Raw genomic sequence first — 21,488 nt, forward strand, 5'->3', positions numbered from 1 at the left:
TGCGAACGCTGAAGATAAAGATGCTGTTTGTTCAATGTCAACCTCCCGAAGCAAACCCGTATTCGTATCCATTATACATGAAAATCGCGCCCGTGCCCCCCATTTCGGCCATATTGCGGGACGAACCCGCGGAGACGGCCTGCGGAAGGAGACGAGCGCGAGCGGGATTGCCAGGTTATTGCCTCAGCTTTTCAACCGGCCGGCCGCCGCATGCGCGCGCAGCCGCCTCGCAGCCAGGCCGTGCCGCGGCGAGATGAGAAAACTGATCAGGAACAGCACGCCCGTCGCGAACGCCATCGATCCCGAGATCGACGTGTCGAGCACCCAGGCGGCGGCGTAGCCGGCGAAAGCGGCCAGTACGCCGAACAGGCCGCTGAGCAGCAGCAGCACGGACAGCCGGTCCGTCCACAGATAGGCAGCTGCGGCGGGCGTGATCAGCATCGCGATCACCATGACCGCGCCGACCGCGTCGAAGGCGGCCACCGCCGTCACGGAGATCATCGTCATGAACAGGTAATGCATGAACGCAACCGGGATGCCGAGCGCCGCCGCCAGTGCCGGGTCGAACGAGGTGATTTTCCACTCCTTGTAGAACGCGGCGATCAGCCCGCCGACGACGAGCAGCACGATGAGCAGGGTCAGCACCGCCTCGGGAATCTCGCCGAGCCCCGGAACGCGCGTCGTCTCCCACGGGATGAACGTAATCTCGCCCATCAGCGCGTGCTGCACGTCGAGGTGCGCGTTGCCGACCTGCGTCGCGATCAGCACGACGCCGATCGCGAACAGCGTCGTGAACACGATGCCGATCGACGCTTCCTGCTGCACGCCGCGCGCATGCAGCCATTGCACGAGCACCGCCGTGAGCAGGCCGGCCGCCGCCGCGCCGAGCAGCATGTGCGCGCCGGACAGCTCCCGCGTGACGAGATACGCAATGACGATGCCGAGCAGCACGGAGTGGCTGATCGCGTCTGCCATCATCGCCATGCGCCGCAGAATGAGCAGCGCGCCGACCAGGCCGCAGACGAGGCCGACAAGTGACGCGGTCAACAGAATCCATCCGTCGTAGCTCATGGCAGCGCCTCTCCTTCCGCCAGCGGATCTCGCCGGACAGCTTGCGGCTTAAGGCGCCGCATCTGCGCACGCCGCTGCATCGCCTTCACGAACAGCCCTTTTCGCGTGCCGAAGACAAGCGACAGGAGAAAAATTCCCGCGGCCGCGATCACAATGAACGGACCGGTCGGCCAGCCGTCGCCGAGCGTGCTGACATACGTTCCGGCCACGCCCGCGCCGCCGCCGAACAGCGCCGACAGCGCGAGCATCGTCCCGAACGCGTTCGTCCAATAGCGCGCGCTGACGGCCGGGATAATGAGCAGCGCGGCCATCAGGATGACGCCGACCGCCTGAATGCCGATGACGATGATGACGACGAGCAGCGTCAGGTACGCCGCTTCCATCAGCCGGCCGGACAGCCCGATTCCGCGGGCGAACGCCGGATCGAACAGATACAGCTTCCACTCCTTGAACGAGATCAGCACGACGAGCAGCACGACGGCCGCGACCGCCGTCATCGTCCGCATATCCTGCCGCACCATCGCCGCCGCCTGCCCGAAAATGAACCCGTTCAGTCCGCTCTGTCCGCCGCCCGGCATCCGGTTCACCATCGTGAGCAGCATGATGCCGAGCCCGAAGAAAACGGACAGGATGATGCCCATCGCGGTGTCTTCCTTGACCCGGCTGTGCGCCCGGATCGCCGTGACCGCCCATGCGCCGAGCAGCGCGCTCGCCGCCGCGCCGAGCAGCATGACGGGCAGGCTCTTGAACCCGAGAATCGCGAAGCCGATGACGACGCCCGGCAGCGCCGCGTGCGCGAGCGCGTCGCTCATCAGGCTCTGCCGCTTCCAGTAGGCGAAGCAGCCGGCCAGGCCGGTCGCCGTGCCGAGCATCAGCATGCTGGCGAGCACCCACAGCGCGTTGTGCGACAGTCCCATCATCCCGTCACCCGCTCCTTCCGCCTCAGCCAGCCGCCGTACGTGCGGGCGATCGTGTCCTGCGTGAAGATCTCCGTGGTCGGGCCGTGGGCGATGACGGTCCGATTCAACATCAGCACGTGATCGAAATAGTCTTCCACCGTCTGCAGATCGTGGTGGACGACCATCACTGTCTTGCCGGCGGCGCGCAGCGTTCTCAGCATCTCCATGATCGCCCGTTCCGTCGCGGCGTCCACGCCCGCCAGCGGCTCGTCAAGGAGGTAAAGATCGGCGTCCTGCACGAGCGCGCGGGCGAGGAAAACCCGCTGCTGCTGGCCGCCGGACAGCTCGCTGATCTGGCGCTTCGCGAAGTCGGCCATGCCCATCTTGTCCAGCGCCTCAAGCGCCAGCTCCCGGTGCCGGCGTCCCGGCCGCCTGAACCAGCCGATCCGCCCGTACAGCCCCATCAGTACGACATCGAGCGCGTCGGTCGGGAAGTCCCAGTCCACCGAGCCCCGCTGCGGCACATACCCGACTTTGAGTTTCGCGTTCCGGTAGGCCGTGCCGAAGAAGCGGACCTCGCCGCCCAGCCGGGGATGCAGGTCGAGCATCGTCTTCAGCAGCGTCGATTTGCCGGCGCCGTTCGGCCCGATGATCGCCGTCAGCGTGCCGGGCATCACGTCGAATGTCACATGATCCAGCACCTTGGTCCTGCGGTATGCGGCATGGAGCCCTCTCACTTGCAGCACCGGTTCCATCACCGATCACTCCTCCCCGGTCAGCGCCTCATAGATCGTGTCCACATTGTGCCGGAACATGCCGAGATACGTCCCTTCCTCCGTGCCGGCGCCGCCCATCGCGTCGGAGAACAGCTCGCCGCCCAGCCGGACGTTCAGCCCCCGCTCCTTCGCGCCTTCGATGACAGCCTCGATCGATTTCGGGTTGATGCTGCTCTCGACGAACACCGCCGGCACCCGGCGCTCGACGAGCAGGCCGATCGTGCGCTCGATGTCGCTCAGCCCGATCTCGTCCTCCGTGCTCAGCCCCTGCAGACCGACCACTTCCAGGCCCAGCATCCGCCCGAAGTAACCAAACGCGTCATGCGCTGTCACCAGCACCCGCCGCTTTTCCGGCACGGACGCCATTTTCCGCACCGCCTCTTCCTTCAGCTCATCCATCTTCGCAAAATAGTCCCGCTTGTTCGCCTCGAAAAATTCCGCGTCGTCCGGAGACAGCTTCTTGAGCTCCTCCACCGCCGCACCGAGCGCTTCCTTCCACAGATCGATGTCGAACCAGACGTGGGGATCGACCGCCCCGGTCTCGTCGGTGAGCAGCCGGTCCTCCGCAATGGCTTCGCCGACGGCCAGCACCGGCCGGCTCTTGCCGATCTCCTCGAACGCGCGCAGCATGTTCGCCTCGAGGTGCAGCCCGTTGCAGAAAATGATGTCCGCGCTCCCCAGCTTCCGGATGTCGCTCTGCGACGCCTGGTACAGATGCGGATCGACGCCCGGTCCCATCAGGCTCGTCACCTGAACCCTGCCGCCGCCGATGACCGAGATCGGCTCGGCGATCTGGGCGATCGTCGTCACGACGCGGATGGCGCCGTCCGCCCCGCTCCCGTCTGCGCCGGCCGATCCGGCTCCGCCTTCGGCGCCTCCGCCCGCTCCCGATCCGCATGCCACAAGCATCAGCATGGCCGCCAGAAGCGCGAACGCCTGTCCCGTGGATTTGCTTATTCTCTGCTTGAACATGGCTTCGTCCACCCCTCCATTTTATGTACATGCGCAACTAAGGTGTATTTGGACAAATATTTTTTCCTTGAGCAAACTTTTTTGTTAACTATAAAATAATGGCTGGACACCAAATTGTCAAGTATAGAAAAACGGCTGGCCCGCCGATTTAAGCGGGCGCATCCGTTTTGCGGAGCAGGCATAGAAAAACGGCTGGCCCGCAGATTTAAGCGGGCGCATCCGTTTTGCGGAACAGATAGAAAAACGGCCCCTCCGATGAGGGACCGTTGATCGATTGGTATCTTCAGATGCCGGGAATCGGCCGGCGTTTGTGCTCGGTGGCCCGATACCGCCGCTCGAGCTCCGCCGCGGCCTTCGGGTCGATCGCCTTGCCTTCGAGATAGTCGCTGTTGTCTTCGTACGAAATGCCGAGCTCGCCTTCGTCGGTCTGCCCTTCCCAGAGCCCGGCGGTCGGCGCCTTGTCCACGACCCGGTCGGGGACGCCGAGCGCCCGGGCGAGCTGCCGCACCTGGCGCTTGTTCAGCGTGCTGAGCGGCGTCAGATCGACCGCGCCGTCGCCCCATTTCGTGTAGAAGCCGGTGATCGCTTCGGACGCGTGGTCTGTGCCGACAACGAGCAGGTTCAGGTCGAACGCCAGCGCGTACTGGACGACCATGCGCGTCCGCGCTTTCGCGTTCCCTTTCGCTTCCTTGCTCAGATGCCGCGGCCGGCCGATCGCCTTGAACGCATGCTCGACCTCCAGCGCGATCTCGTCCACCGCGTCGCCGATCTGCGTCTCGACCGTGTACTTCAGGCCGAGCGCCTTCGCCACCGCGTAGCTGTCCTCGATGTCCTCCTGCTTGTGGTAGGGCTGGAACACGCCGAGCGTCATGTACTCCCGGCCCGTCTCCGCCGTCAGCTCGTCCGTCGCCCGCTTGCACAGGGCGGCCGCCGTCGCGCTGTCGACGCCGCCGCTGATCGCGATCAGCAGGCCGGTCGCGCCGGCATCCTTCACATACTGCTTCAGGAAATCAACGCGTCTGCGGATCTCCTGTTCGACGTCGATCTGGGGCTTCACGCCGAGCTTGGCGATGATCTCCTGCTGCATGCTCATCCCGTTCGCCTCCGGCGCGCCGTCAGCGGCAGTATTGGTCGAACGCCGCGATGAGGTCCGCCGCGATCTCTTCGGCCGAACGGTTCTCGATCTGGTGACGCTCAATGAAATGGACGAGTTCGCCGTCTTTCATCAGCGCGATCGACGGCGAGGACGGCGGATACGGCGCGAAATATTCGCGGGCTTTCGCCGTCGCTTCCTTGTCCTGGCCGGCGAACACGGTGAACAGATGGTCCGGCTTCACCTCATGCTGCAGCGCCAGCCTTGCGCCCGGACGGGCCAGGCCTGCCGCGCAACCGCACACCGAGTTCACGAAGACCAGCGTCGTCCCTTTCGCGTTCGGCAGATGCGCCTCCACTTCCTCCGGCGTCCGAAGTTCCTTGAAGCCGATGCTGGTCAATTCGTCGCGCATCGGCTGGATCATGTCCAGCATATATCGTTCAAACGACATCGACATGATTGCGCTCACTCCTCCAACGGGATTTGGAAACTATTATACCCCCGACCGGCCGCAAAAGAAAAGCAACCGGACCGTTCGCCGGTCCGGCCTGGACCGCCTGTCAGTCCGATTGCCCCGTATCTTCTCCCATCGAGCCTTCGTGCGGAGCGTCCGTTCGATGCGCCTTGTACGCGACATCCTTGTCGGGATGCATGAAAATGCCGCTTTGGGGCGGGATCCCTTCTTCGAACAGCCGCCGGTTCTCCGCCGTGCGGAAGCCGATGTCCTTGAACGGATGCACCCACTGGTCGCCGCTCATCACGGACGGATCCGTGTCGGTCGACCAGTTCTCGAGCGGCGAGTTCGGCGAAGCATAGTCATGGTCGCCGATGACGACGCCGAACTCGTTCACGAACGGCCCGCGCGGTCCGCGCCCTTCCCGGAATTCGGGCAGAAATTCGATCTCGAACGGATCGAGCTCCGGATCGCCCGTCCCGTTCAGGTCCGCCTTCCTGGCGGCGGGTTTGCGCGGCCGGGATTGGCGCTCGGGCCGCTCATCCGGTTTCCGATTCATGGCGCTCACCCCGCTTCAGACGGAAGGCCGGTTCGGCCCGTCGTTTTTCTTGTCGTAGCCCGCGCCGGCCGGGTCCGCCGCCGACCGGTCCTGCTTTCTCCGGCCGCCGGCGCTCGGCCCTTCGTACGTCTCGTTCTTGCGCTCGCGCCGGTCTTGTTGTTCGGCCATATGCGAGAGCCTCCTTCCGAGGCTAGTATGCCCCCGCCGGCCGACGTTATCCTGTTCTGTCCTTGTATGCGTCCAGCACCGCCGCCGCGAGGCCGGCGGCGATGAAGAGCAGCTGCGTGCTCGTCAGCCCGGCCAGCATGGGCGGCCGCACCCACGGCGGCGGAACGGCGAACAGGCTGACGGTCAGGCAGCCTGCGCCGAGCACATAGCCGGCCAGCACGGCCGCGCTGCCGGGCGTCTCTCCCGCTGCCTGTCCCGCGGCCGGCGCCGGCCTTCCGATCAAGATCGCGAGCAGCGCCGCACATACGGCGGCATATCCCCACCGGTACTCAAATGCCGACAGCAGATTCCAGACGAGCAGCCCGCCGGCCGCCGTCACCGCCATCGCATCAAGCGCCGGCAGGAAACCGACGCCTTTCCGGCGCGCCTGCCAGATCCAATACACGCCGGCGGCAGCCAATCCCGCGGCCGCCTCCGTTCCCGAACCGATGATGACGAGCAGAAGGCGCGGCTGTTCCCACAGCAGCGAAGGTTCGCGGAACAGCACGCCGAATTTCCAGATGATAATGGCGATCACCGCTGCGCCGGCCGTCAGGTCGCCCCAGGGACCGGACCGGCTTGCGCGCGCCCGCGCCGTCCACAGCCGCAGCGCCCCGTATCCGGCGAGCGCCGCGATCAGCGCGGTCAGCAGCATGCCGTTCAGCGCAAGATCGCCGATTTCAATGACTTCCGGCAAAGGCGTTCTCCCTCTCCCGATTTCAAAACATGATTTCGTGCCCGGGAATGCCCTGTAACGTGCTATCCACGCTGCAGCATCCCCGCGAGCCCGTCTCAACTCGCTGCAGCGTGCTATCCACGTTACATCATTCCGCCCACGCCGTTTTCACTCGCTGCACGCCTGGATCCGGCCATTGATCCAGCCGATGATCCGATCCAGCACTTCCTTGCGGTCCACATCGTTATGCAGCTCATGCCAACCGCCTTCCCACGCCACGAACTCGCATTGCCCGCGCAGCGTCTCCGCCAATTCCCTGCTGGCGGCGAACGACGTTACCGTATCTTCCGTGCCGTGCAGCAGCAGCACCGGCACCCGAAGCTGCCGCCGCGCTTCCCGCAGCGAACGCTCCCCCTCATCGCGTATGGAGAAAAACATCGCCGCCGAAATCCGGTTGTGCAGGAGCGGATCCCGGCTGTCCAATTCGCTCTGCAGCGGATTGTTGCGGTACAGCGCGCGCCCCAGGCCGGTGGACAACGTGAGCCTCGGCCAGACCGCCGCGGCGACGCGGCCGATGCGCAGCTTGCCCTGCGGCGGATCAAAAGCGAGCCGCAGCCATGGACTGGTCAGGATAAGCCCCGCGATCGGAGGCCGGCAGCGGATCGCGCAGCTGAGCGCCACATTGCCGCCCATGCTGTGGCCGTACAGGAAAAGCGGCAGCCCCGGGTGCCGTGCTCCGGCCATGCCGACGAAGCGGGCGGCGTCCAGCGCGAGCCGTTCGGCGGACGGCGCATGTCCCCGTACGCCGGGGGTCCGCCCGTGGCCGCGCTGATCGACGGCGTAGACCGCCAGCCCGGCGCGGACCATCTCCGATGCCACATCGGCGTATCGCCCTCCGTGCTCGCCCATGCCGTGCACGATGCAGACGACGCCGCGCGCGGCATCGGGCGGCAACCAGGCGCTCACATGAAGGTGAACGCCGTCCTCCGTCGGCAGCGTGAGCGTCTCGGTCACGATGTCCATTCCGATGACCTCCTGTTCGAGAAAATGGGACGGCTGGCGGAAATCCTTTTTGCATTCGGGACGAATTTCCTCTATTATCATTATCGCTTTCATTCCGTGCTGCTGGCAAGCCCGGCCGGAACCCTGAAGGAGGCAAGACAAACATGGATGCGGATGTACTGGTCATCGGCGGCGGGCCGTCCGGCCTCATGGCCTCGATCGCCGCGGCGGAACGGGGCGCCCGGGTCGTGCTGCTCGACAAGGGGGACAAGCTCGGGCGCAAGCTGGCCATCTCGGGCGGCGGACGCTGCAACGTCACCAACGCGAAACCGCTGGACGAGCTGATCCGCCACATTCCGGGCGGCGGGCGGTTCCTGCACAGCGCGTTTTCGGTGTTCTCGAACCGGGACATCATCGCCTTTTTCGAGAAGCTCGGCATCAAGCTGAAAGAAGAGAACGACGGCCGGATGTTCCCCGTGACGGACAGCGCGCAGACGGTCGTCCGGGCGCTCATCGGCCGGGCGCGGGAGCTGGGTGTCGACCTTCGGACGAATCGGCCGGTGGCGGACGTGCTCTATGAAGACGGCGCGGCGGCCGGCGTCAAGCTCAAGGACGGCAGCGTGCTGCGGGCCCGGGCCGTCATCGTCGCCACGGGCGGCAAGTCGGTCCCCCATACCGGCTCGACCGGCGACGGCTATCCCTGGGCGGAAAAAGCCGGCCACACGATCACCGAACTGTATCCGACCGAAGTGCCGCTCACCTCGAACGAACCGTGGATCAAGAGCCGCGAGCTGCAGGGCGTCTCGCTGCGCGGCGTCGCCCTGTCCGTATGGGACGCGCGGGGACGGACGATCGTCCGGCATGAAGGCGACATGATTTTCACCCATTTCGGGCTGTCCGGTCCGATCGCGCTCCGCTGCAGCCAGTTCGTCGTGAAGGAACGGAAGAAGAACGGCGGCGCCCCCGTCAAACTGACGCTCGACCTGAAACCGGAGCAGACGGAGGAGGACGTGTACGGCGAACTCAACGCGCTCGCCGCCGCCGAACCGAAGCGGGCGGTCAAGAACGCGCTGCGCCCGCTCATGCCGGAGCGGCTCCTGCTGCTGATGCTCCGGCTGGCCGGCATCGCCGCCGACACCGCGTGCGCGAACATCTCCCGCCAGGCGCTGCGGTCGCTCGCCCGGCTGATCAAGGCGATGCCGATCCTGGTGAACGGCACGCTCCCGCTCGAGCAGGCGTTCATCACCGGCGGCGGCGTCTCGCTGAAAGAAGTCGATCCGCGCACGATGCAGTCGAAGCTGATGCCGGGACTCTTCTTCTGCGGGGAAATTCTCGACGTGCACGGGTACACCGGCGGCTACAACATCACGGCGGCGTTCGCGACCGGCTATACGGCGGGCAGAAGCGCGGCCGAACTGGCGTCCGGCGTGCGGGAAGAGGACTGAAGCAAAAAAACTCCCCGTTCCCTCCGCGGCGGCGGAATCGGGGAGCCTGCAATCAAGCGCAATAACCCATATCACGCGTATCAATACACGTTTTTCCATTCCGCGATGTTGCTTTGGTCGAATCGGAACGGATCGCCGAGCATGATCTGGGTGCCGTCCTCCCCGTCCCGGACGATGCTCTTCTCGCCCAGCCGGCCGGCTTTGAACGTTTCGCCGACGGCGCCGGTGATGTCCCCCTTGACGAGGGCATCCGCCGCATACGCTGCCAGATAGCCGACATCGATCGGGTTCCACAGATACATCCATTGGCAGACGCCGCTTTCAATGTACTCCGCCATTTCGCTCGGCAGGCCCAGACCGGTCAACTGCACCTGGCCTTTCAACCCTTTGTCGATCAGCACCTTTCCGGCGGCGGCGATCCCCACCGTGGTCGGCGCGATGATGCCTTTCAGATCGGGATACGACTTGAGCAGCCCTTCGGTTTCCGACACGCTCTTGTCGCGCAGGTCGTCCCCATAGGCCACCTTGACCAGCTCGATATTGGCGTATACCGGATTTTCGAGTTCCTTCTTCATCCATTCGATCCAGATGTTCTGGTTCGTCGCCTGGCTCGTCGCGCTCAGAATCGCGATTTGCCCTTCACCGCCGATCATTTCGTGGATCGCCTGAATCAGCGTGCGGCCGATGCGCTCGGGATCCGCCTGGTTCACATGCACCAGCCGGCTGTTGGCGTTGACCGCGGAGTCCAGCGAGAGCACCTTGATGCCCCGATCCATCGCCTTCTTGAGCGCCGGCTCCAACGCGTCGCTGTCATTGGCGGCAATGGCGATGGAATCCACCTTCTGCGCGATCAGCTCCTCGATGATCTGGATTTGCGCTTCGGCCGTCGGCTGGTCCGGCGCCTTCGCAATCACCTCGTGGCCCAATTCGGCCATCGCTTCCCGGAAGCCTTCGATCATCTTTTCCCCGTAGGGGTTCCCGGCATTTTTGAAGATGATGGCATGCTTCTTCGGCGTGTCGTCCTTCGCTTCAGCCTGTCCGGACGAGTTTCCTTCCGTGCCGGACGCGCCGGAATTGCCGGTATTGCCGGAGTTGTTGTTCCCGCCGCATGCAGCCGCCAGCAGCGAGATGGACAGAAGGAACATCAGCATCAGGATGAGTCTTCTTTTCATTTTTTAATCCTCCCTTTTCCTGCTATTCTCTATACCAAAGCGGCAGGCCGCCCGGTATCCCGCTCACGCTTGCCCGGCCGGCGAATCCGCGCCGGCCGCCCGTCACGCTTTGTTGCGCCGCAGGTTCGAAACGGCAACGGCCGCAATCAGCAGCGATCCGATAATGATCAGTTGCGTCTGCGCATTCACGTTGATGAGGCCGAGCCCGTACCGCAGCAGCCCGATCAGGAAAACGGCCAGAATCGCGCCGATCATGCGCCCTTTGCCGCCCGCCGTGCTGATGCCGCCGAGCACGGCCATGGCGATCACTTCCAGTTCGTACATGTTGGCGATGTTCGGCCTCGTGCTTCCCATCCTGGAGGTCAGAAACAGCGCGGTGACAGCCGCCATGAATCCCGTCAGCGTGAACACGATCATCCGGACCCGGTCAACGGGAACCCCGGAGAACCGGCTTGCCGTCGGGTTGTTGCCGATCGCGTAGACATGCCTTCCGAATGTGGTCTTGTGCAGCAACAGACCGAACAGCACCGCAAAAATGACAAAAACGATCAGGATAAACGGAACGCCGGCCACGTAACCCCATCCGAGAAAACCGAACCACTCCGGAAAATGGCCTGCTGCCTGATCCTCCAGAATGACATAGGCGATGCCCCGGTACACAATCATCGTGATCAACGTGACGATGACGGCCGACAGTTCCCGGTAGCGCACGATGAGCCATCCGTTGAGGAGGCCGCACAGCGTTCCGGTGAGCAGACAGATGACGATCGCCAGCTCCATCGGCACCCCCCGGTTGTACAGATCCGCCATGACGACGGAGGACAGCGCGACGGTGGAGGCGACGGAAATGTCAATGTCCGCCAGGATGATGACGAGCACCATCGGCAGCACGATGAACGCTTTGTCGAGGAATGCCATCGTCGCATCCCGCAGGTTGGCGAAATCCAGGTAATACGGGGAAATCTGCGCGTTCATCACGTTGACGGCGACAAGCAGCAGGAGGAGCATCCATTCCCATTGCAAAAAGAACCGTTTGGCGTCAAACGCTTTTCTGTCCGACAAAACGCGCGGCTCCATCATCTAGATCCTCCTCCTCAACAGGTGGTTGCGGTCGACGCTCCGCTTCACCCATACGTTGGCAAGCACGGCCAGCAGGATGATCCCGCCCTGGATGGCCGTCTGCCAGAAAGGCGACACGTTGAGCAGCGGCAGCGCGTTGTTCAGCATGCCGATGAGCAGCGATCCCACCAGCACGCCCGACACTTTCCCGACTCCGCCGGCAATGCTGACGCCGCCGAGCACGCACGCCGCGATGACCGTAAGCTCGTAGCCCATGGCCGTGTCGCCCTGGGCGGAGGCGAACTTGGCGACCCACAGCACGCCGCACAATCCCGAGAGCGCGCCCATGATCGCGTAGACGAGCCACAGCAGCCGCTCCTTCGGAATGCCGCTGATGACGGCGGCTTCCGGATTGCTGCCGACCGCATAGATTTGCCTGCCGGTTCGCGTATGATTGACGAAGTAGTGGAACACCGCGTATGCCACAATCGCGATGAAAATCAGCGTATTGATGCCCAGGATGCTGCCGGTGGCGATGCCGGTGAAGGAATCCGGCATCTGGTGGGCGCTGACCCATTTGCCGCCGCTGATCGTAAACGTCAGTCCGCGGAACACGTTCATCATGCCCAGCGTCGCGATGATCGGCAGAATGCCGAGCCTCGCGACGAACCATCCGAGCAGCGAGCCGCATGCGAGCCCGATCGCCGTTCCGAGAAGAAGCGCCGCCATCGGGTGCATTCCCGGGTTGGCGCTGACCGTCAGCGCGGTGATCATGCCGGACAGGGCCAGCGTCGCCCCGATGGACAAGTCGATCCCCCTCGTGACGATGACCAGCATCATGCCGAGGGCCAGAATGCTCAGGATCGCGGCATTTCGCAGCAAATCGTTGATGTTCTCCAGCGTCAGAAAACTCGGATTCCGCCATTGCACAAGCAGGGCGAGCAAGACAACGAAGCCCAGCAGGCCCAATTCCCGGAACCGCATGATGTGGACGCTGAGCGAAGCGCGCCGCACCGCCCCGCCCGACGGAACGGCCTGCGCCGCCTGCTGCGCCATCGGTTTATCCGCCATCGTGTTTCTCAACTCCTCCGGATCAGGCTGATGCGCCCGTTTCACGGGTGCTGTCGTCCATCGCCGCTTCCAGGATGGTTTCCTGCGTCGCTTCCGACCGGTCCAATATCGCGGTAATCCGGCCTTCCCGCATGACCACGATCCGGTCGCTGAGGCCGATCACCTCCGGCATTTCGGAGGAAACGAGCAGGATGCCGTATCCTTGCGCCGCGAGCTCCCCGATGATTTCGTAAATGGCCGATTTGGCCCCGACGTCGACGCCTTTGGTCGGCTCGTCCAGGATCAATACTTTCAGCTCCGACGTCAGCAATTTGGCCACGACCACCTTCTGCTGGTTGCCGCCGGAGAGGGAGCCGACGAGGTCGAATATTCCGGCCGCCTTCACGCCGAGTTTTTCCGCCAGCATCTTGGCGACGGACCATTCCGCTTTCCTCCGGATCCAGCCCATCCGGGCCAGCCGCCGCAGGGCAGGGAGCGTGATATTGCCGGCGATTTCCCAGTTCAGGATCAGCCCCTGCTTCTGGCGGTCTTCCGGCAAATATCCGATTCCGAGCGCCATGGCGTCCGCCGGACGGCGTATCGACGCCTCGCGGCCTTCGACGTAGATTTTGCCGCGGTCCCGCGGGCCGATCCCGAAGATCGCCTGGCACACCTCGCTCCGTCCGGATCCGACCAATCCCGTCAGCCCGACGATTTCGCCCCTGCGGACGCTGAAGTTGATGTCGGCGAAGTACCCGGTCGCCCCGAGCCCTTCCACCCGCAGCACTTCATCCCCGATCTGCGTCTCCTTCTTCGGAAAAAGCTGCGTCACCTCGCGGCCCACCATGGCCACGATCAAATCTTTGTTGGAGATGTCGTGCACGCCCCACGTCCCGATGTATTTCCCGTCCCGGAACACCGTCACGTTGTCGGCGAGGCGGTACATGTCCTCGAAGCGGTGGGAAATGAAGATAATGGACGCACCCCCCGCCCTGAGCCGTTCCGTGATGGCGTACAGCTGCTCGCATTCCCTGACGGTGAGCGCCGCCGTCGGCTCGTCCATGATAATGATCCTGGCGTTGGCGGACAGCGCCTTGGCGATTTCCACAATCTGTTGCTGCGCAACGCTGAGCGCCCCCATCGTCATTCGCGAATGGAAATCGGCTCCGAGCTCGTCGAGCAGGCGCTGCGCCTCTTCGTGCATCTCCTTCCAGAGCAGCCTTCGCGTTCCTTTTTCGACCCGTTCATGGCCCATGAAGATGTTCTCGGTCACCGTCAAATCCGGATAGCAGGTCACATGCTGATAGATCGCCGCGATGCCGAGTTCGGCCGCGTGCCTCGGCCCCTTGAGCTCCACCTTGCGTCCGTTCACGAGCATGTCGCCCTCGTCCGGACGGTACACCCCGGTGATGATTTTGATGAACGTCGACTTGCCCGCTCCGTTCTCGCCCATGAGCGCGTGGATTTCGCCGGGCTTCAGCCGGAAATGGACATTGTCCAGCGCCTTGACGCCGGGAAAGGTTTTCGTGATCCCGTTAAGTTCGAGCACAAATTCCGCCATCCCGATCCCCCGTTTCCGCTCGTACTCGCGTTCCTCCCACAACATACCGCAGGGCCGGTCGAGGCGACAGGAGACAACCTTCGCCTTCCGGGGACGATCTTCGCCTTTTCGGAAAATGCAAAGCGGCCAGGGCGAAATCGCCCTGGCCGCACGTTGGCCCTGTGAATTTGTCCCGTTCACGTCTCCAGCCGCAGCCGCTCGCGGTATTGCGAAGGCGACAAGCCGTGCCACTGTTTGAACAGCCTGCTGAAATATTTGGCGTCCTGATAGCCGACCCGCCGGCTGACGTCCTGCAGGTTCAGACTCCGGTCCCGCAAAATGTCCTTCGCCTTTTCCATCCGCATTCGCGTGACGTAATCCAGCACCGTTTCGCCCGTCTGCGTCTTGAAGCATTTGCAGAAATAGGTCGGATTCAGATAAACGTGATCCGCCACCTTCTTGACCGTGATCTCCTCGTCCAGATGTTCCAGAATCCAGGCTTTTGCGAGTTCCACCGGCTTGGCCGCGTCTTCCCGGCGGTGCTGCCGGATGGCGTCCGTCGTCCGCAGCACGAGCCGTTTCACTTCCTGCTTGATCTGGCCGAGGCCTGCCGCCAGTTTGATCCGGTTCAATTCCTCCTCCGGCGAATCCGCCGCTCCGATGTCTTCCGCATGCTCCATCCACACGGCATGAATCTGGATCGTCAAATACTGGAGCAGCCACTGGATCAGCCGCGGCGACTCCAGTTTGGCGAGTTCGTCGAAGAACCCGTTCAAGCGTGCGGCGGCCTGCCCGTCGTCCGCCTGCTGGACCGCCTGCACGATCCGCTTGACCGTCCGGTAGCAGCCCGGATCGACGGCATCCAGCGAATAGGCGCCGGTCTGCCCGACGAGGCGGGAGGTGAACACCTGGTTGCCGCCGAACACGAGGCGATAGTTGAGCAGGCCGATCGTGCTCTGCCCCGCTTCGCGGAGCAGGTACAGGTCTTCCACCATGTCGCTTACGGCGACGGACACGGTGAACGGGGTGTAGGTCCGCACCGCCCGGCAGTACTGCTCGGCAGCGGCGAAGGCTTCTGACGCGACAAAGCCGGGATCGGCGGATCGGCCCGCATGGAGCAGCACCCAGTGATCGGCGTTCCCCCTCCACCACCAACCGCCGGCAAACGGAGCTTTCTGCGCGGTTCTCGTAATTTCGTCAATGATGTTCTCCAAGGCGTACGAGTAAGCCTTCCAGTCCTTGTCGGTATAATGCCTCGCCTTGGCCGGCAGCGCATCCAGCGCGATGTTCAGGAGCACATAGCGGCCATCCGGAAATTCCTCCACCCAATAGCCAAGGCGGGACAAATCCGCTTCCGTCGACATGACATCCTTCAGAAGCTGCGTCTGTCTCGCTGATTTCAGCCGTTCGGCTTTCTTCTCCATGTCGGCCAGCCGGTAACGGCTTTCGCGCGCCTCGGCGATCCGCTTGCGGATTTCCGCCAGGCGGATGCGGAACCGGTCCCGGTCGATCGGCTTCAGGAAGTAATCCACCGAGCCGTGCAGCATGGCGGCGTGCACATATTCGAAATCGTCGTACCCGCTGATGAAGAGCGGGAAGAAATCGTAATGCTTTCTGGCTTCCCGGATGAAGGCCACCCCGTCCATCTCCGGCATTTTCACGTCGGTGATGACCAGATCGACGGCGCCGTTGACTTCATGCAGGTAATTCAGGGCGTCCCTGCCGTTGTCGAAACCGGAGAGGATCTCGAACGGTTCGCCGCAGGACCGCACCAGACGCTCGATGCCCCGGCGAATGAACGCCTCGTCATCCACCACGATCGTTCGGATTGATTGCATGGTGCCGCTCACTTCCCTGGTTAAATTCTTGGGCGCTTTCCGTCGACTCGATGACGGGAATCCGGATGATGACCTCCGTTCCGCCGCCGTGGATGCTGTCCACCTGCAGCCCGTATTCGCCGCCGAACATCATGACGATGCGGGCGTGCACATTTTTCAGCCCGACACCCGACTTCCCGTGAACCAGGCTGTTGGAACGGATCGTCGCCAGGAGCCCGGCCAGTCTGTCCGGCGCGATGCCCGGCCCGTTGTCCCGGATGCGGAACACGATATCTTGTTTTCCGCTGGCGGCGCCGAACTCCCGGTTGACCGCGACGGCAATCCGCACGCCTTGGACGGACTCCAGCCCGTATTTGATGCTGTTCTCCACAACCGGCTGCAGGATGAACTTCGGCGTGTGCAGCCGGGATCCGTCCACATTCAGCGCGATGTCGAAATCGACGCGGCTGCCGAAACGGTACTTCTGCATGACAAGATAATCCCGGACATGCTGCACCTCGTCTTCGATCCGCACCAGCCGGGAATCGTTGCCGAGCGAATAACGAAGCATCCTCCCCATCACCGTCACCATATGCACGACCTGTTCGGTTTCCTCTTCTTCCACCGCCATGCCGATCGTCTCCAGCGTGTTGTAGATGAAATGGGGATTGATCTGCGTCTGCAAGGCGTACAGCTCCGCTTCCTTCTGCCGGATTTCGATGTAGTAGTTCTGCTGGATCAGTTCGCGGATCTTCGCGATCATGGAATTGAAGCTGCGGGCCAGCAGCCCGATTTCGTCCCGGGAATTCGCTTTCAGATCGACCGAGAAATTGCCCAGCTCCACATGCTTCATCAGGCTGCTCAGCCGCTTGATCGGGCGCGAGACATTCAGGGCCAGAATCACCGAGAGCACGGACGTGATGATGGCAAAAACGATGAACACGACAATGGTGACATTCCGATAAAAATCCGTCCGCTCCGTCAAGGCGCCGGAAGGGATGCTGTGGGCGATCACCCACTGGTAGCGGTCCGATTGGTTCACACTGACGACCCGGGGTTCATTTCCCGTGAACGATTTGAAGCTGCCGTTCAGAACCGGATATTCGCCCAACCGGGGATCGGTGCCGCCGATTTTCGTCTGATCCGTATGGTAGATGATCGCGCCTTCACGGTCCATGACCCACATTTCGGCGGCTTCCGGATTCTCCAGTTCGCCCAGTACGCTCTCGATGAAATCGAGCCGGATCGCCAGGAACATCGTGCCGAGGCTTCTCCGGTTGTCGAAATCGGTCATCTGTTTCATCAACAGCAGGTAGGGACGCCCGTTCTCGAAACGCAAATCGAGTTCGTTCGGGAACAGCAGTTTGGCGTTGCCGTTTTCGTCCAGCGGGTGGCCGAGATCAAAGTGCCGCTGCCCCGGCTCGGTGCCCGCATAATTCATCCGCGTGCTCGCGAACAGCCGGTCGGGCGTCGCCATAAACACGCCGATAATGTCGGGATTGTTCCCGTTGATGTAAGTCCGGGTCAGATAGTTGTTCACGATGAATTCGTCCTGCAGCTTTTCGGATTGGTTGCCATAAGTCTCTTTGCGCAGAATCGAAATGATCTCGCTGGAACTGTAGATCAGATCGGGCAGACTCGCGAATTCGTCCATCCGCTTTTCAATGACCATGTTGGCCAGCTGCAAGGTTCTCGGCATGTGCTCGCCGAATTGCTGTTCGATCGATTTCCTGTACTGATAATAGGAAATGGCGCCGAGAATGGAGATCGGGACAACGGTGAGCAGGAGACACGTGATCATCAGCTTGGTGCTGAGCCGGAAATTGCGGAATCGCAGCCGGCGGATGCGTTCAAAAATCATACTGGTCCACATTATCCTTCGTGAAATCAAGCGGCTCTCCCATGATCACCATGTCCCCCTTGACCCGGACGTTGCCGACCTTGTTGACAAATTGGCCGTCATACGGCAGCGTGCCGTCCAGCAGGTTTTTGCCGAGGGCGACGGTCAGATAGCCCAATCGCTTCGGGCTCCACAGGGTAATGACCTGCACGGTGCCGTCATGCAGGGCGTCGCGCATGAGATTCGGGGTCGACAGGCCGACCACCTTCACCTCGCCCTGCTTCCCCGCCTCCTTGACCGCTTTCGCCGCCGACGGCGGGCCGACCGACGAGTTGCCGATGATGCCCGCAAGATCGGGATGGCTTTCCAGCAGCCGGACCGCCGACGCATACGCCTCCTCGTAACTGTCGTTGTTGGCCGCAATTTCGACCAATTCCATGTTCGGGTAGTATTCCTGTTGCTGCACCTTGATCCAGTGCATCCACTCGTTCAGATTTGCGGCAGAGAGCGATCCGGTCATGATCGCGAACTTCCCCCGCTCCCCGGTACTCCAGGCCAGCGTATCCATCAGGTGGCGCCCGAGCGTTTCGGGATCCACCATGTTGATGAAGAAGGCCCGGCCCTCCTCGTCGGTGTCGGAATCCCAGGTGATGACGGCGATGTTGTTGTCCGATGCCCGCTTCAGGACGGGCAGCAGCTTCTTCGGATCGTTCGACGATACGGCCAACAGATCGATGTCCTGTTCGATCAACTCCTCGATGACCCGGATCTGGGCGTCCGCATCCGCGGTCTCCGGCCCCCTGAACAAAACGTTGACCCCCAGCTCCTTGGCCGCCTCGAACGCGCCGTCCTTCGCCGCCTCGAAATAATCGAGGCCTTCCCGTTTCGGCACCACCGCAATCGTATACTGCCGGTCCGGATGCCGCTCCTTCGCGGATCGCTCTTCGTCCTGGTCGTAGAGAATCTGATAATCCCCTGTCGGACTGCAAGCGCTTGCCAAAGTGAGAAGAACAACAAACACAGCCGCCAACCAAACCCTTGCCATCCGGTCTCCTCCGTGCGCCCGTTCGATTTGATCTATTTTATCCCAATCCCGCTCTTTTTCAAAGGCGATGGCTTTCACCCTTGGGGGACAGTTTTCGCCTGTTTGCAAACGCATCCACCGAAAAAAACAATAAAGCCATGATCCGCTCTCCCGACCGGAATGCGTTCCCCATTCATCATCTGCAGCGGGAGAGACTGCCATGGCCCTGTAACGGATGAACCGTGAATTTCACTGCCTGCGCATCACACTCAACCATCACGCATCCGGCCAATCCGGATCGACCGTATGCGCCGGAATCGGTATTTCGTCGATCCCGTAGGCCGAGGTGAGCGACTCTTCCGCGTTCGTTCCCGCCGCTCCGGCCAGCTCGCCGCCGTGCGCCGAAGCGATCTCGATCGCCGAGACCAGGTCGTTGCCGTCCAGGCGGATGTTTACCCCGCGTCCGTTCCGCTCCGGTTCGTATCCGAGCTCCTGCAACAGGGAGAACGCGAGGGCCGCCTGATGCTCATCGGGAAAGTCGAATCGGACTCCATTGCCGCGCGCCACGTTCAAGCTCCTTCCCGTCGTGGATTTGATGGCGGCTATACCATTCCCCGATCCTGCGCAAAACATACCCGCCCCAAGCCCGCGCCATTCTTCTTCACCCGCGCCGTCCTGCCATGTGCGGTCTAACTCAACTTTCCGGCGTTTCCCGGACCTCCGCATCCCCGGTTTCCCCGGCGCCGCTCCGGCGCTTCGTGACGGCGAGATCCATCATTGCCGCGTTGATCAGCGCCCACAGCCCGACGCCCGCCGGAACGGCCGGGAGCAGCCCCGCCCAGCCGGCGAACTGCCAGCCGGCGACGGCCGCGAACCATGCGGCCGCCGGCAGCACGAGCCAGAACCGCGACAGCGATGCGCCGCGCCGGATCGCCGCCTCCTCCCAGCGGAACTGCGCGATGAACGGTTCGTCCATCCATTCCCGCCACTCCCGCTGCATCCAGGAGCCGAGAAACATCATCAGCAGCGCCGCCAGGATGAGCGACAGCCACCCCGGCACGGAAACAAGCGCAAAAGTCGAGATCGCGAGGAGCCGGAAAACTTGCCCCAAATGCCGAAATTGCCTTGCGAACGACTTGATCCGCATCTCGGCCAGCATGGCACCGGGATCGGAAGAACGCAGGATGCGCCCCGAACGCGGAAACAGCGCCGGCCGTTTCCACTTCGGCACCGGCTTCTTCTCCACGACGGCGGAGAGCAGAAAATCTGCCGAAGCCGCCCGGGCCTGCCGCTCCGCCGCCAGATCCGCCTCGTACCCGCTGCGCCTTCGCAGCACGCAGGCGATGGCAGCCGCCCACATGGCGAACGCAATCGCCGTACAGCAGCCCATCACCGCAAGGCTGCCGTCCGCCGTCAGCACGGGCGTCACGTAGAACGCGATCAACGCGCAAGCAAGGGCGGTGTCCGCCGTCCACAGCTTCCATCCGCGCAGCCGCGAGGCGGCCAGCCGGACGACCGCGGCCGTAAGCAATCGGCAGGCCAGCGTGAAGACGGCCCACAGCACGAGGCCTCCCGCATCGAAGGCGTCGTGCAGCCTGAGCCACGGCAGCAGCAGCGTGAACAGCAGGGCGGTCGTGACCGCCTGAACGGCCAGCGTGTAGACGGCGCCGCCCAGCCTGAGCGTCCGGATCCAGCTCGGCCGCTGCAGCAGGATCAAGACATCCGCCTCTTCCAGAAACGTGCGCAGCCGCCCCGCGAACATCAGGAGCACGAAGAGCACCAGCGCGAGTTCGGGCGGCAGCGCCTTAAGCCACGCCGGAGGCTCGCGCAGCATCTCGAGCCACAGCCCGCCCAGAATCCATCCCCCGGGCACCACGATGTACAGCAGGACCGTCCAGTCCCCCACCGTCTTCCAGATCCGGAGCTGCTCCCGCCAGAAACGGATGATCCGCGCAAGGAGCAGCCGGCCAGGGGTCCAACGTTTCATGTCCGTTGTCATCTTTTCGTCAGCTCCAGGAAGCAGTCGAACAGCGGCGCCTCCTTGCCCAGCCCGGCCTGCTTCCGCACTTCGTCCAGCCCGCCCTGCGCGACGACCGTGCCGCCGTCCATCAGCACGAAGCTGTCCGCGATCCGCTCGGCCGTATCCAGCACGTGCGTCGACATGAGAATGCCGGCGCCGCGCCGCCGCTCCTCCTCGAGCATGTCGAGCAGATCCCGCACGGCATGCGGGTCCAGCCCGATGAACGGCTCGTCGACGATGTACAGGTCCGGTTCGAGCATGAGGCCGATGGCGAGCATCATTTTCTGCTGCATGCCCTTCGAGAATTTCGCCGGCAGTTCATGCCGGTGATCCAGCAGCCGGAACCGCTCCAGCAGCCGTTCGGCCCGGGGCGCGAACGCCTCTTCCGCGAGGCCGAACGCAGACGCGGCCAGCTGCAGATGTTCCCACAGCGTGAAATACTCGTAGAAAACCGGCTGCTCGGGCACATAGGCGTACCGCCCCGTCCCGGACCGGCTCGTCCCGCCGGACTGCCCTGACGCTCCGGAATGCGCGGACTCGCCGGGCTGGGCAGACGCTCCGGACCGCCCCGTTTCCCCGCCGAAGCGTATGTCGCCGTCCACCCAGGCGAGCAGGCCGAGCACCGACTTGATCGTCGTGCTTTTGCCTGCGCCGTTCGGGCCGATCAGCCCGACCAGCTTCCCGGCTTCCACCGCGAACCGCACGTCGCGGATGACGGTCTTGCCGGCTTCATAGCCGGCGGAGCGGATAACGACCGCAAGCCGGATTTCCCGGTCCGCACCGTCCGTCGCGGAACTTGACCAATCCTTCAT

Annotated in this window: 21 protein-coding genes; 1 reads left to right on the plus strand and 20 read right to left on the minus strand. The window is 63.2% G+C overall.

Going from position 1 to position 21,488, the window contains the following annotated elements; translation table 11 throughout:
• Nucleotides 1-183: 183 nt before the first annotated feature.
• The 10 genes from THECO_RS14470 to THECO_RS14510 form a co-directional block, all read right to left on the minus strand.
• A complete protein-coding gene (locus THECO_RS14470) occupies nucleotides 184-1,071 on the minus strand; it encodes a metal ABC transporter permease (RefSeq protein WP_015255781.1) in 888 nt (295 codons plus the stop codon).
• A complete protein-coding gene (locus THECO_RS14475) occupies nucleotides 1,068-1,991 on the minus strand; it encodes a metal ABC transporter permease (protein WP_015255782.1) in 924 nt (307 codons plus the stop codon). The genes THECO_RS14470 and THECO_RS14475 overlap by 4 nt, the downstream gene beginning before the upstream one ends.
• Nucleotides 1,988-2,725, minus strand: a complete 738-nt coding sequence (locus THECO_RS14480; RefSeq protein ID WP_015255783.1) for a metal ABC transporter ATP-binding protein — start codon at nucleotides 2,723-2,725, stop codon at nucleotides 1,988-1,990. Before THECO_RS14480 ends, THECO_RS14475 begins: the two co-directional genes overlap by 4 nt.
• A gap of 6 nt (nucleotides 2,726-2,731) precedes the next feature.
• Entirely contained in the window at nucleotides 2,732-3,718 is a 987-nt protein-coding gene (locus THECO_RS14485) for a metal ABC transporter solute-binding protein, Zn/Mn family (protein WP_015255784.1), read from the minus strand.
• Between the two features lie 283 nt (nucleotides 3,719-4,001).
• On the minus strand, nucleotides 4,002-4,811 hold the full coding sequence (gene nadE, locus THECO_RS14490; RefSeq protein WP_015255785.1) for an ammonia-dependent NAD(+) synthetase: 810 nt from the start codon (nucleotides 4,809-4,811) through the stop codon (nucleotides 4,002-4,004).
• A gap of 22 nt (nucleotides 4,812-4,833) precedes the next feature.
• Nucleotides 4,834-5,268 (minus strand): BrxA/BrxB family bacilliredoxin, encoded by a 435-nt coding sequence (locus THECO_RS14495; protein WP_015255786.1) that lies wholly within the window; start codon nucleotides 5,266-5,268, stop codon nucleotides 4,834-4,836.
• A 103-nt stretch (nucleotides 5,269-5,371) separates the two neighbouring features.
• Nucleotides 5,372-5,824, minus strand: coding sequence for a DUF3905 domain-containing protein (locus tag THECO_RS14500; protein ID WP_015255787.1), 453 nt, complete (start codon nucleotides 5,822-5,824; stop codon nucleotides 5,372-5,374).
• A gap of 15 nt (nucleotides 5,825-5,839) precedes the next feature.
• A complete protein-coding gene (locus THECO_RS21780; RefSeq protein WP_015255788.1) occupies nucleotides 5,840-5,992 on the minus strand; it encodes a hypothetical protein in 153 nt (50 codons plus the stop codon).
• A gap of 46 nt (nucleotides 5,993-6,038) precedes the next feature.
• Nucleotides 6,039-6,728, minus strand: coding sequence for a hypothetical protein (locus THECO_RS20660; protein WP_015255789.1), 690 nt, complete (start codon nucleotides 6,726-6,728; stop codon nucleotides 6,039-6,041).
• A 147-nt stretch (nucleotides 6,729-6,875) separates the two neighbouring features.
• Nucleotides 6,876-7,730 carry an alpha/beta hydrolase gene (locus THECO_RS14510; protein WP_015255790.1) on the minus strand — a complete coding sequence of 285 codons (855 nt, stop codon included), beginning with the start codon at nucleotides 7,728-7,730 and terminating at the stop codon, nucleotides 6,876-6,878.
• Nucleotides 7,731-7,873: 143 nt separating this feature from the next.
• On the opposite strand from THECO_RS14510, the gene THECO_RS14515 reads away from it, so the two are divergent.
• Nucleotides 7,874-9,154 (plus strand): BaiN/RdsA family NAD(P)/FAD-dependent oxidoreductase, encoded by a 1,281-nt coding sequence (locus THECO_RS14515; protein WP_015255791.1) that lies wholly within the window; start codon nucleotides 7,874-7,876, stop codon nucleotides 9,152-9,154.
• An 80-nt stretch (nucleotides 9,155-9,234) separates the two neighbouring features.
• Here the strand turns inward: THECO_RS14515 and rhaS are convergent, their stop codons facing one another.
• The 10 genes from rhaS to THECO_RS14565 all read right to left on the minus strand — a co-directional run bounded on the left by rhaS (nucleotide 9,235) and on the right by THECO_RS14565 (nucleotide 21,488).
• Entirely contained in the window at nucleotides 9,235-10,326 is a 1,092-nt protein-coding gene (rhaS, locus tag THECO_RS14520; protein ID WP_015255792.1) for a rhamnose ABC transporter substrate-binding protein, read from the minus strand.
• Nucleotides 10,327-10,428: 102 nt separating this feature from the next.
• Entirely contained in the window at nucleotides 10,429-11,406 is a 978-nt protein-coding gene (locus THECO_RS14525) for an ABC transporter permease (RefSeq protein WP_015255793.1), read from the minus strand.
• Nucleotides 11,407-12,456 (minus strand): ABC transporter permease, encoded by a 1,050-nt coding sequence (locus tag THECO_RS14530; protein ID WP_015255794.1) that lies wholly within the window; start codon nucleotides 12,454-12,456, stop codon nucleotides 11,407-11,409. It lies immediately after the preceding gene.
• A 22-nt stretch (nucleotides 12,457-12,478) separates the two neighbouring features.
• On the minus strand, nucleotides 12,479-13,996 hold the full coding sequence (locus THECO_RS14535; RefSeq protein WP_041854512.1) for a sugar ABC transporter ATP-binding protein: 1,518 nt from the start codon (nucleotides 13,994-13,996) through the stop codon (nucleotides 12,479-12,481).
• A 176-nt stretch (nucleotides 13,997-14,172) separates the two neighbouring features.
• The gene (locus THECO_RS14540; protein ID WP_015255796.1) at nucleotides 14,173-15,813 is read right to left on the minus strand and encodes a response regulator transcription factor; all 1,641 of its coding nucleotides are present in this window, start codon (nucleotides 15,811-15,813) and stop codon (nucleotides 14,173-14,175) included.
• Nucleotides 15,782-17,653, minus strand: a complete 1,872-nt coding sequence (locus THECO_RS14545) for a sensor histidine kinase (protein WP_015255797.1) — start codon at nucleotides 17,651-17,653, stop codon at nucleotides 15,782-15,784. Before THECO_RS14545 ends, THECO_RS14540 begins: the two co-directional genes overlap by 32 nt.
• On the minus strand, nucleotides 17,643-18,677 hold the full coding sequence (locus THECO_RS14550; protein ID WP_015255798.1) for an autoinducer 2 ABC transporter substrate-binding protein: 1,035 nt from the start codon (nucleotides 18,675-18,677) through the stop codon (nucleotides 17,643-17,645). Before THECO_RS14550 ends, THECO_RS14545 begins: the two co-directional genes overlap by 11 nt.
• Nucleotides 18,678-18,932: 255 nt before the next feature.
• Nucleotides 18,933-19,223, minus strand: coding sequence for a hypothetical protein (locus tag THECO_RS14555; protein WP_015255799.1), 291 nt, complete (start codon nucleotides 19,221-19,223; stop codon nucleotides 18,933-18,935).
• Nucleotides 19,224-19,350: 127 nt separating this feature from the next.
• Entirely contained in the window at nucleotides 19,351-20,643 is a 1,293-nt protein-coding gene (locus THECO_RS14560) for an ABC transporter permease (protein ID WP_157373582.1), read from the minus strand.
• A gap of 8 nt (nucleotides 20,644-20,651) precedes the next feature.
• Nucleotides 20,652-21,488, minus strand: coding sequence for an ABC transporter ATP-binding protein (locus tag THECO_RS14565; protein WP_015255801.1), 837 nt, complete (start codon nucleotides 21,486-21,488; stop codon nucleotides 20,652-20,654).

Origin of the sequence: Thermobacillus composti KWC4 (assembly GCF_000227705.2) — a bacterium.
GTDB classification, from domain to species: Bacteria; Bacillota; Bacilli; order Paenibacillales; family Paenibacillaceae; genus Thermobacillus; species Thermobacillus xylanilyticus.

Excerpts from the sequence above, each read along its gene's own strand:
- THECO_RS14470 (WP_015255781.1), bottom strand. The coding sequence starts at position 1,071 with ATGAGCTACGACGGATGGATTCTGTTGACCGCGTCACTTGTCGGCCTC.
- THECO_RS14475 (WP_015255782.1), bottom strand. The coding sequence starts at position 1,991 with ATGATGGGACTGTCGCACAACGCGCTGTGGGTGCTCGCCAGCATGCTG.
- THECO_RS14480 (WP_015255783.1), bottom strand. The coding sequence starts at position 2,725 with ATGGAACCGGTGCTGCAAGTGAGAGGGCTCCATGCCGCATACCGCAGG.
- THECO_RS14485 (WP_015255784.1), bottom strand. The coding sequence starts at position 3,718 with ATGTTCAAGCAGAGAATAAGCAAATCCACGGGACAGGCGTTCGCGCTT.
- nadE (WP_015255785.1), bottom strand. The coding sequence starts at position 4,811 with ATGAGCATGCAGCAGGAGATCATCGCCAAGCTCGGCGTGAAGCCCCAG.
- THECO_RS14495 (WP_015255786.1), bottom strand. The coding sequence starts at position 5,268 with ATGTCGATGTCGTTTGAACGATATATGCTGGACATGATCCAGCCGATG.
- THECO_RS14500 (WP_015255787.1), bottom strand. The coding sequence starts at position 5,824 with ATGAATCGGAAACCGGATGAGCGGCCCGAGCGCCAATCCCGGCCGCGC.
- THECO_RS21780 (WP_015255788.1), bottom strand. The coding sequence starts at position 5,992 with ATGGCCGAACAACAAGACCGGCGCGAGCGCAAGAACGAGACGTACGAA.
- THECO_RS14510 (WP_015255790.1), bottom strand. The coding sequence starts at position 7,730 with ATGGACATCGTGACCGAGACGCTCACGCTGCCGACGGAGGACGGCGTT.
- THECO_RS14515 (WP_015255791.1), top strand. The coding sequence starts at position 7,874 with ATGGATGCGGATGTACTGGTCATCGGCGGCGGGCCGTCCGGCCTCATG.
- rhaS (WP_015255792.1), bottom strand. The coding sequence starts at position 10,326 with ATGAAAAGAAGACTCATCCTGATGCTGATGTTCCTTCTGTCCATCTCG.
- THECO_RS14525 (WP_015255793.1), bottom strand. The coding sequence starts at position 11,406 with ATGATGGAGCCGCGCGTTTTGTCGGACAGAAAAGCGTTTGACGCCAAA.
- THECO_RS14530 (WP_015255794.1), bottom strand. The coding sequence starts at position 12,456 with ATGGCGGATAAACCGATGGCGCAGCAGGCGGCGCAGGCCGTTCCGTCG.
- THECO_RS14535 (WP_041854512.1), bottom strand. The coding sequence starts at position 13,996 with ATGGCGGAATTTGTGCTCGAACTTAACGGGATCACGAAAACCTTTCCC.
- THECO_RS14540 (WP_015255796.1), bottom strand. The coding sequence starts at position 15,813 with ATGCAATCAATCCGAACGATCGTGGTGGATGACGAGGCGTTCATTCGC.
- THECO_RS14545 (WP_015255797.1), bottom strand. The coding sequence starts at position 17,653 with ATGATTTTTGAACGCATCCGCCGGCTGCGATTCCGCAATTTCCGGCTC.
- THECO_RS14550 (WP_015255798.1), bottom strand. The coding sequence starts at position 18,677 with ATGGCAAGGGTTTGGTTGGCGGCTGTGTTTGTTGTTCTTCTCACTTTG.
- THECO_RS14560 (WP_157373582.1), bottom strand. The coding sequence starts at position 20,643 with ATGAAACGTTGGACCCCTGGCCGGCTGCTCCTTGCGCGGATCATCCGT.
- THECO_RS14565 (WP_015255801.1), bottom strand. The coding sequence starts at position 21,488 with ATGAAGGATTGGTCAAGTTCCGCGACGGACGGTGCGGACCGGGAAATC.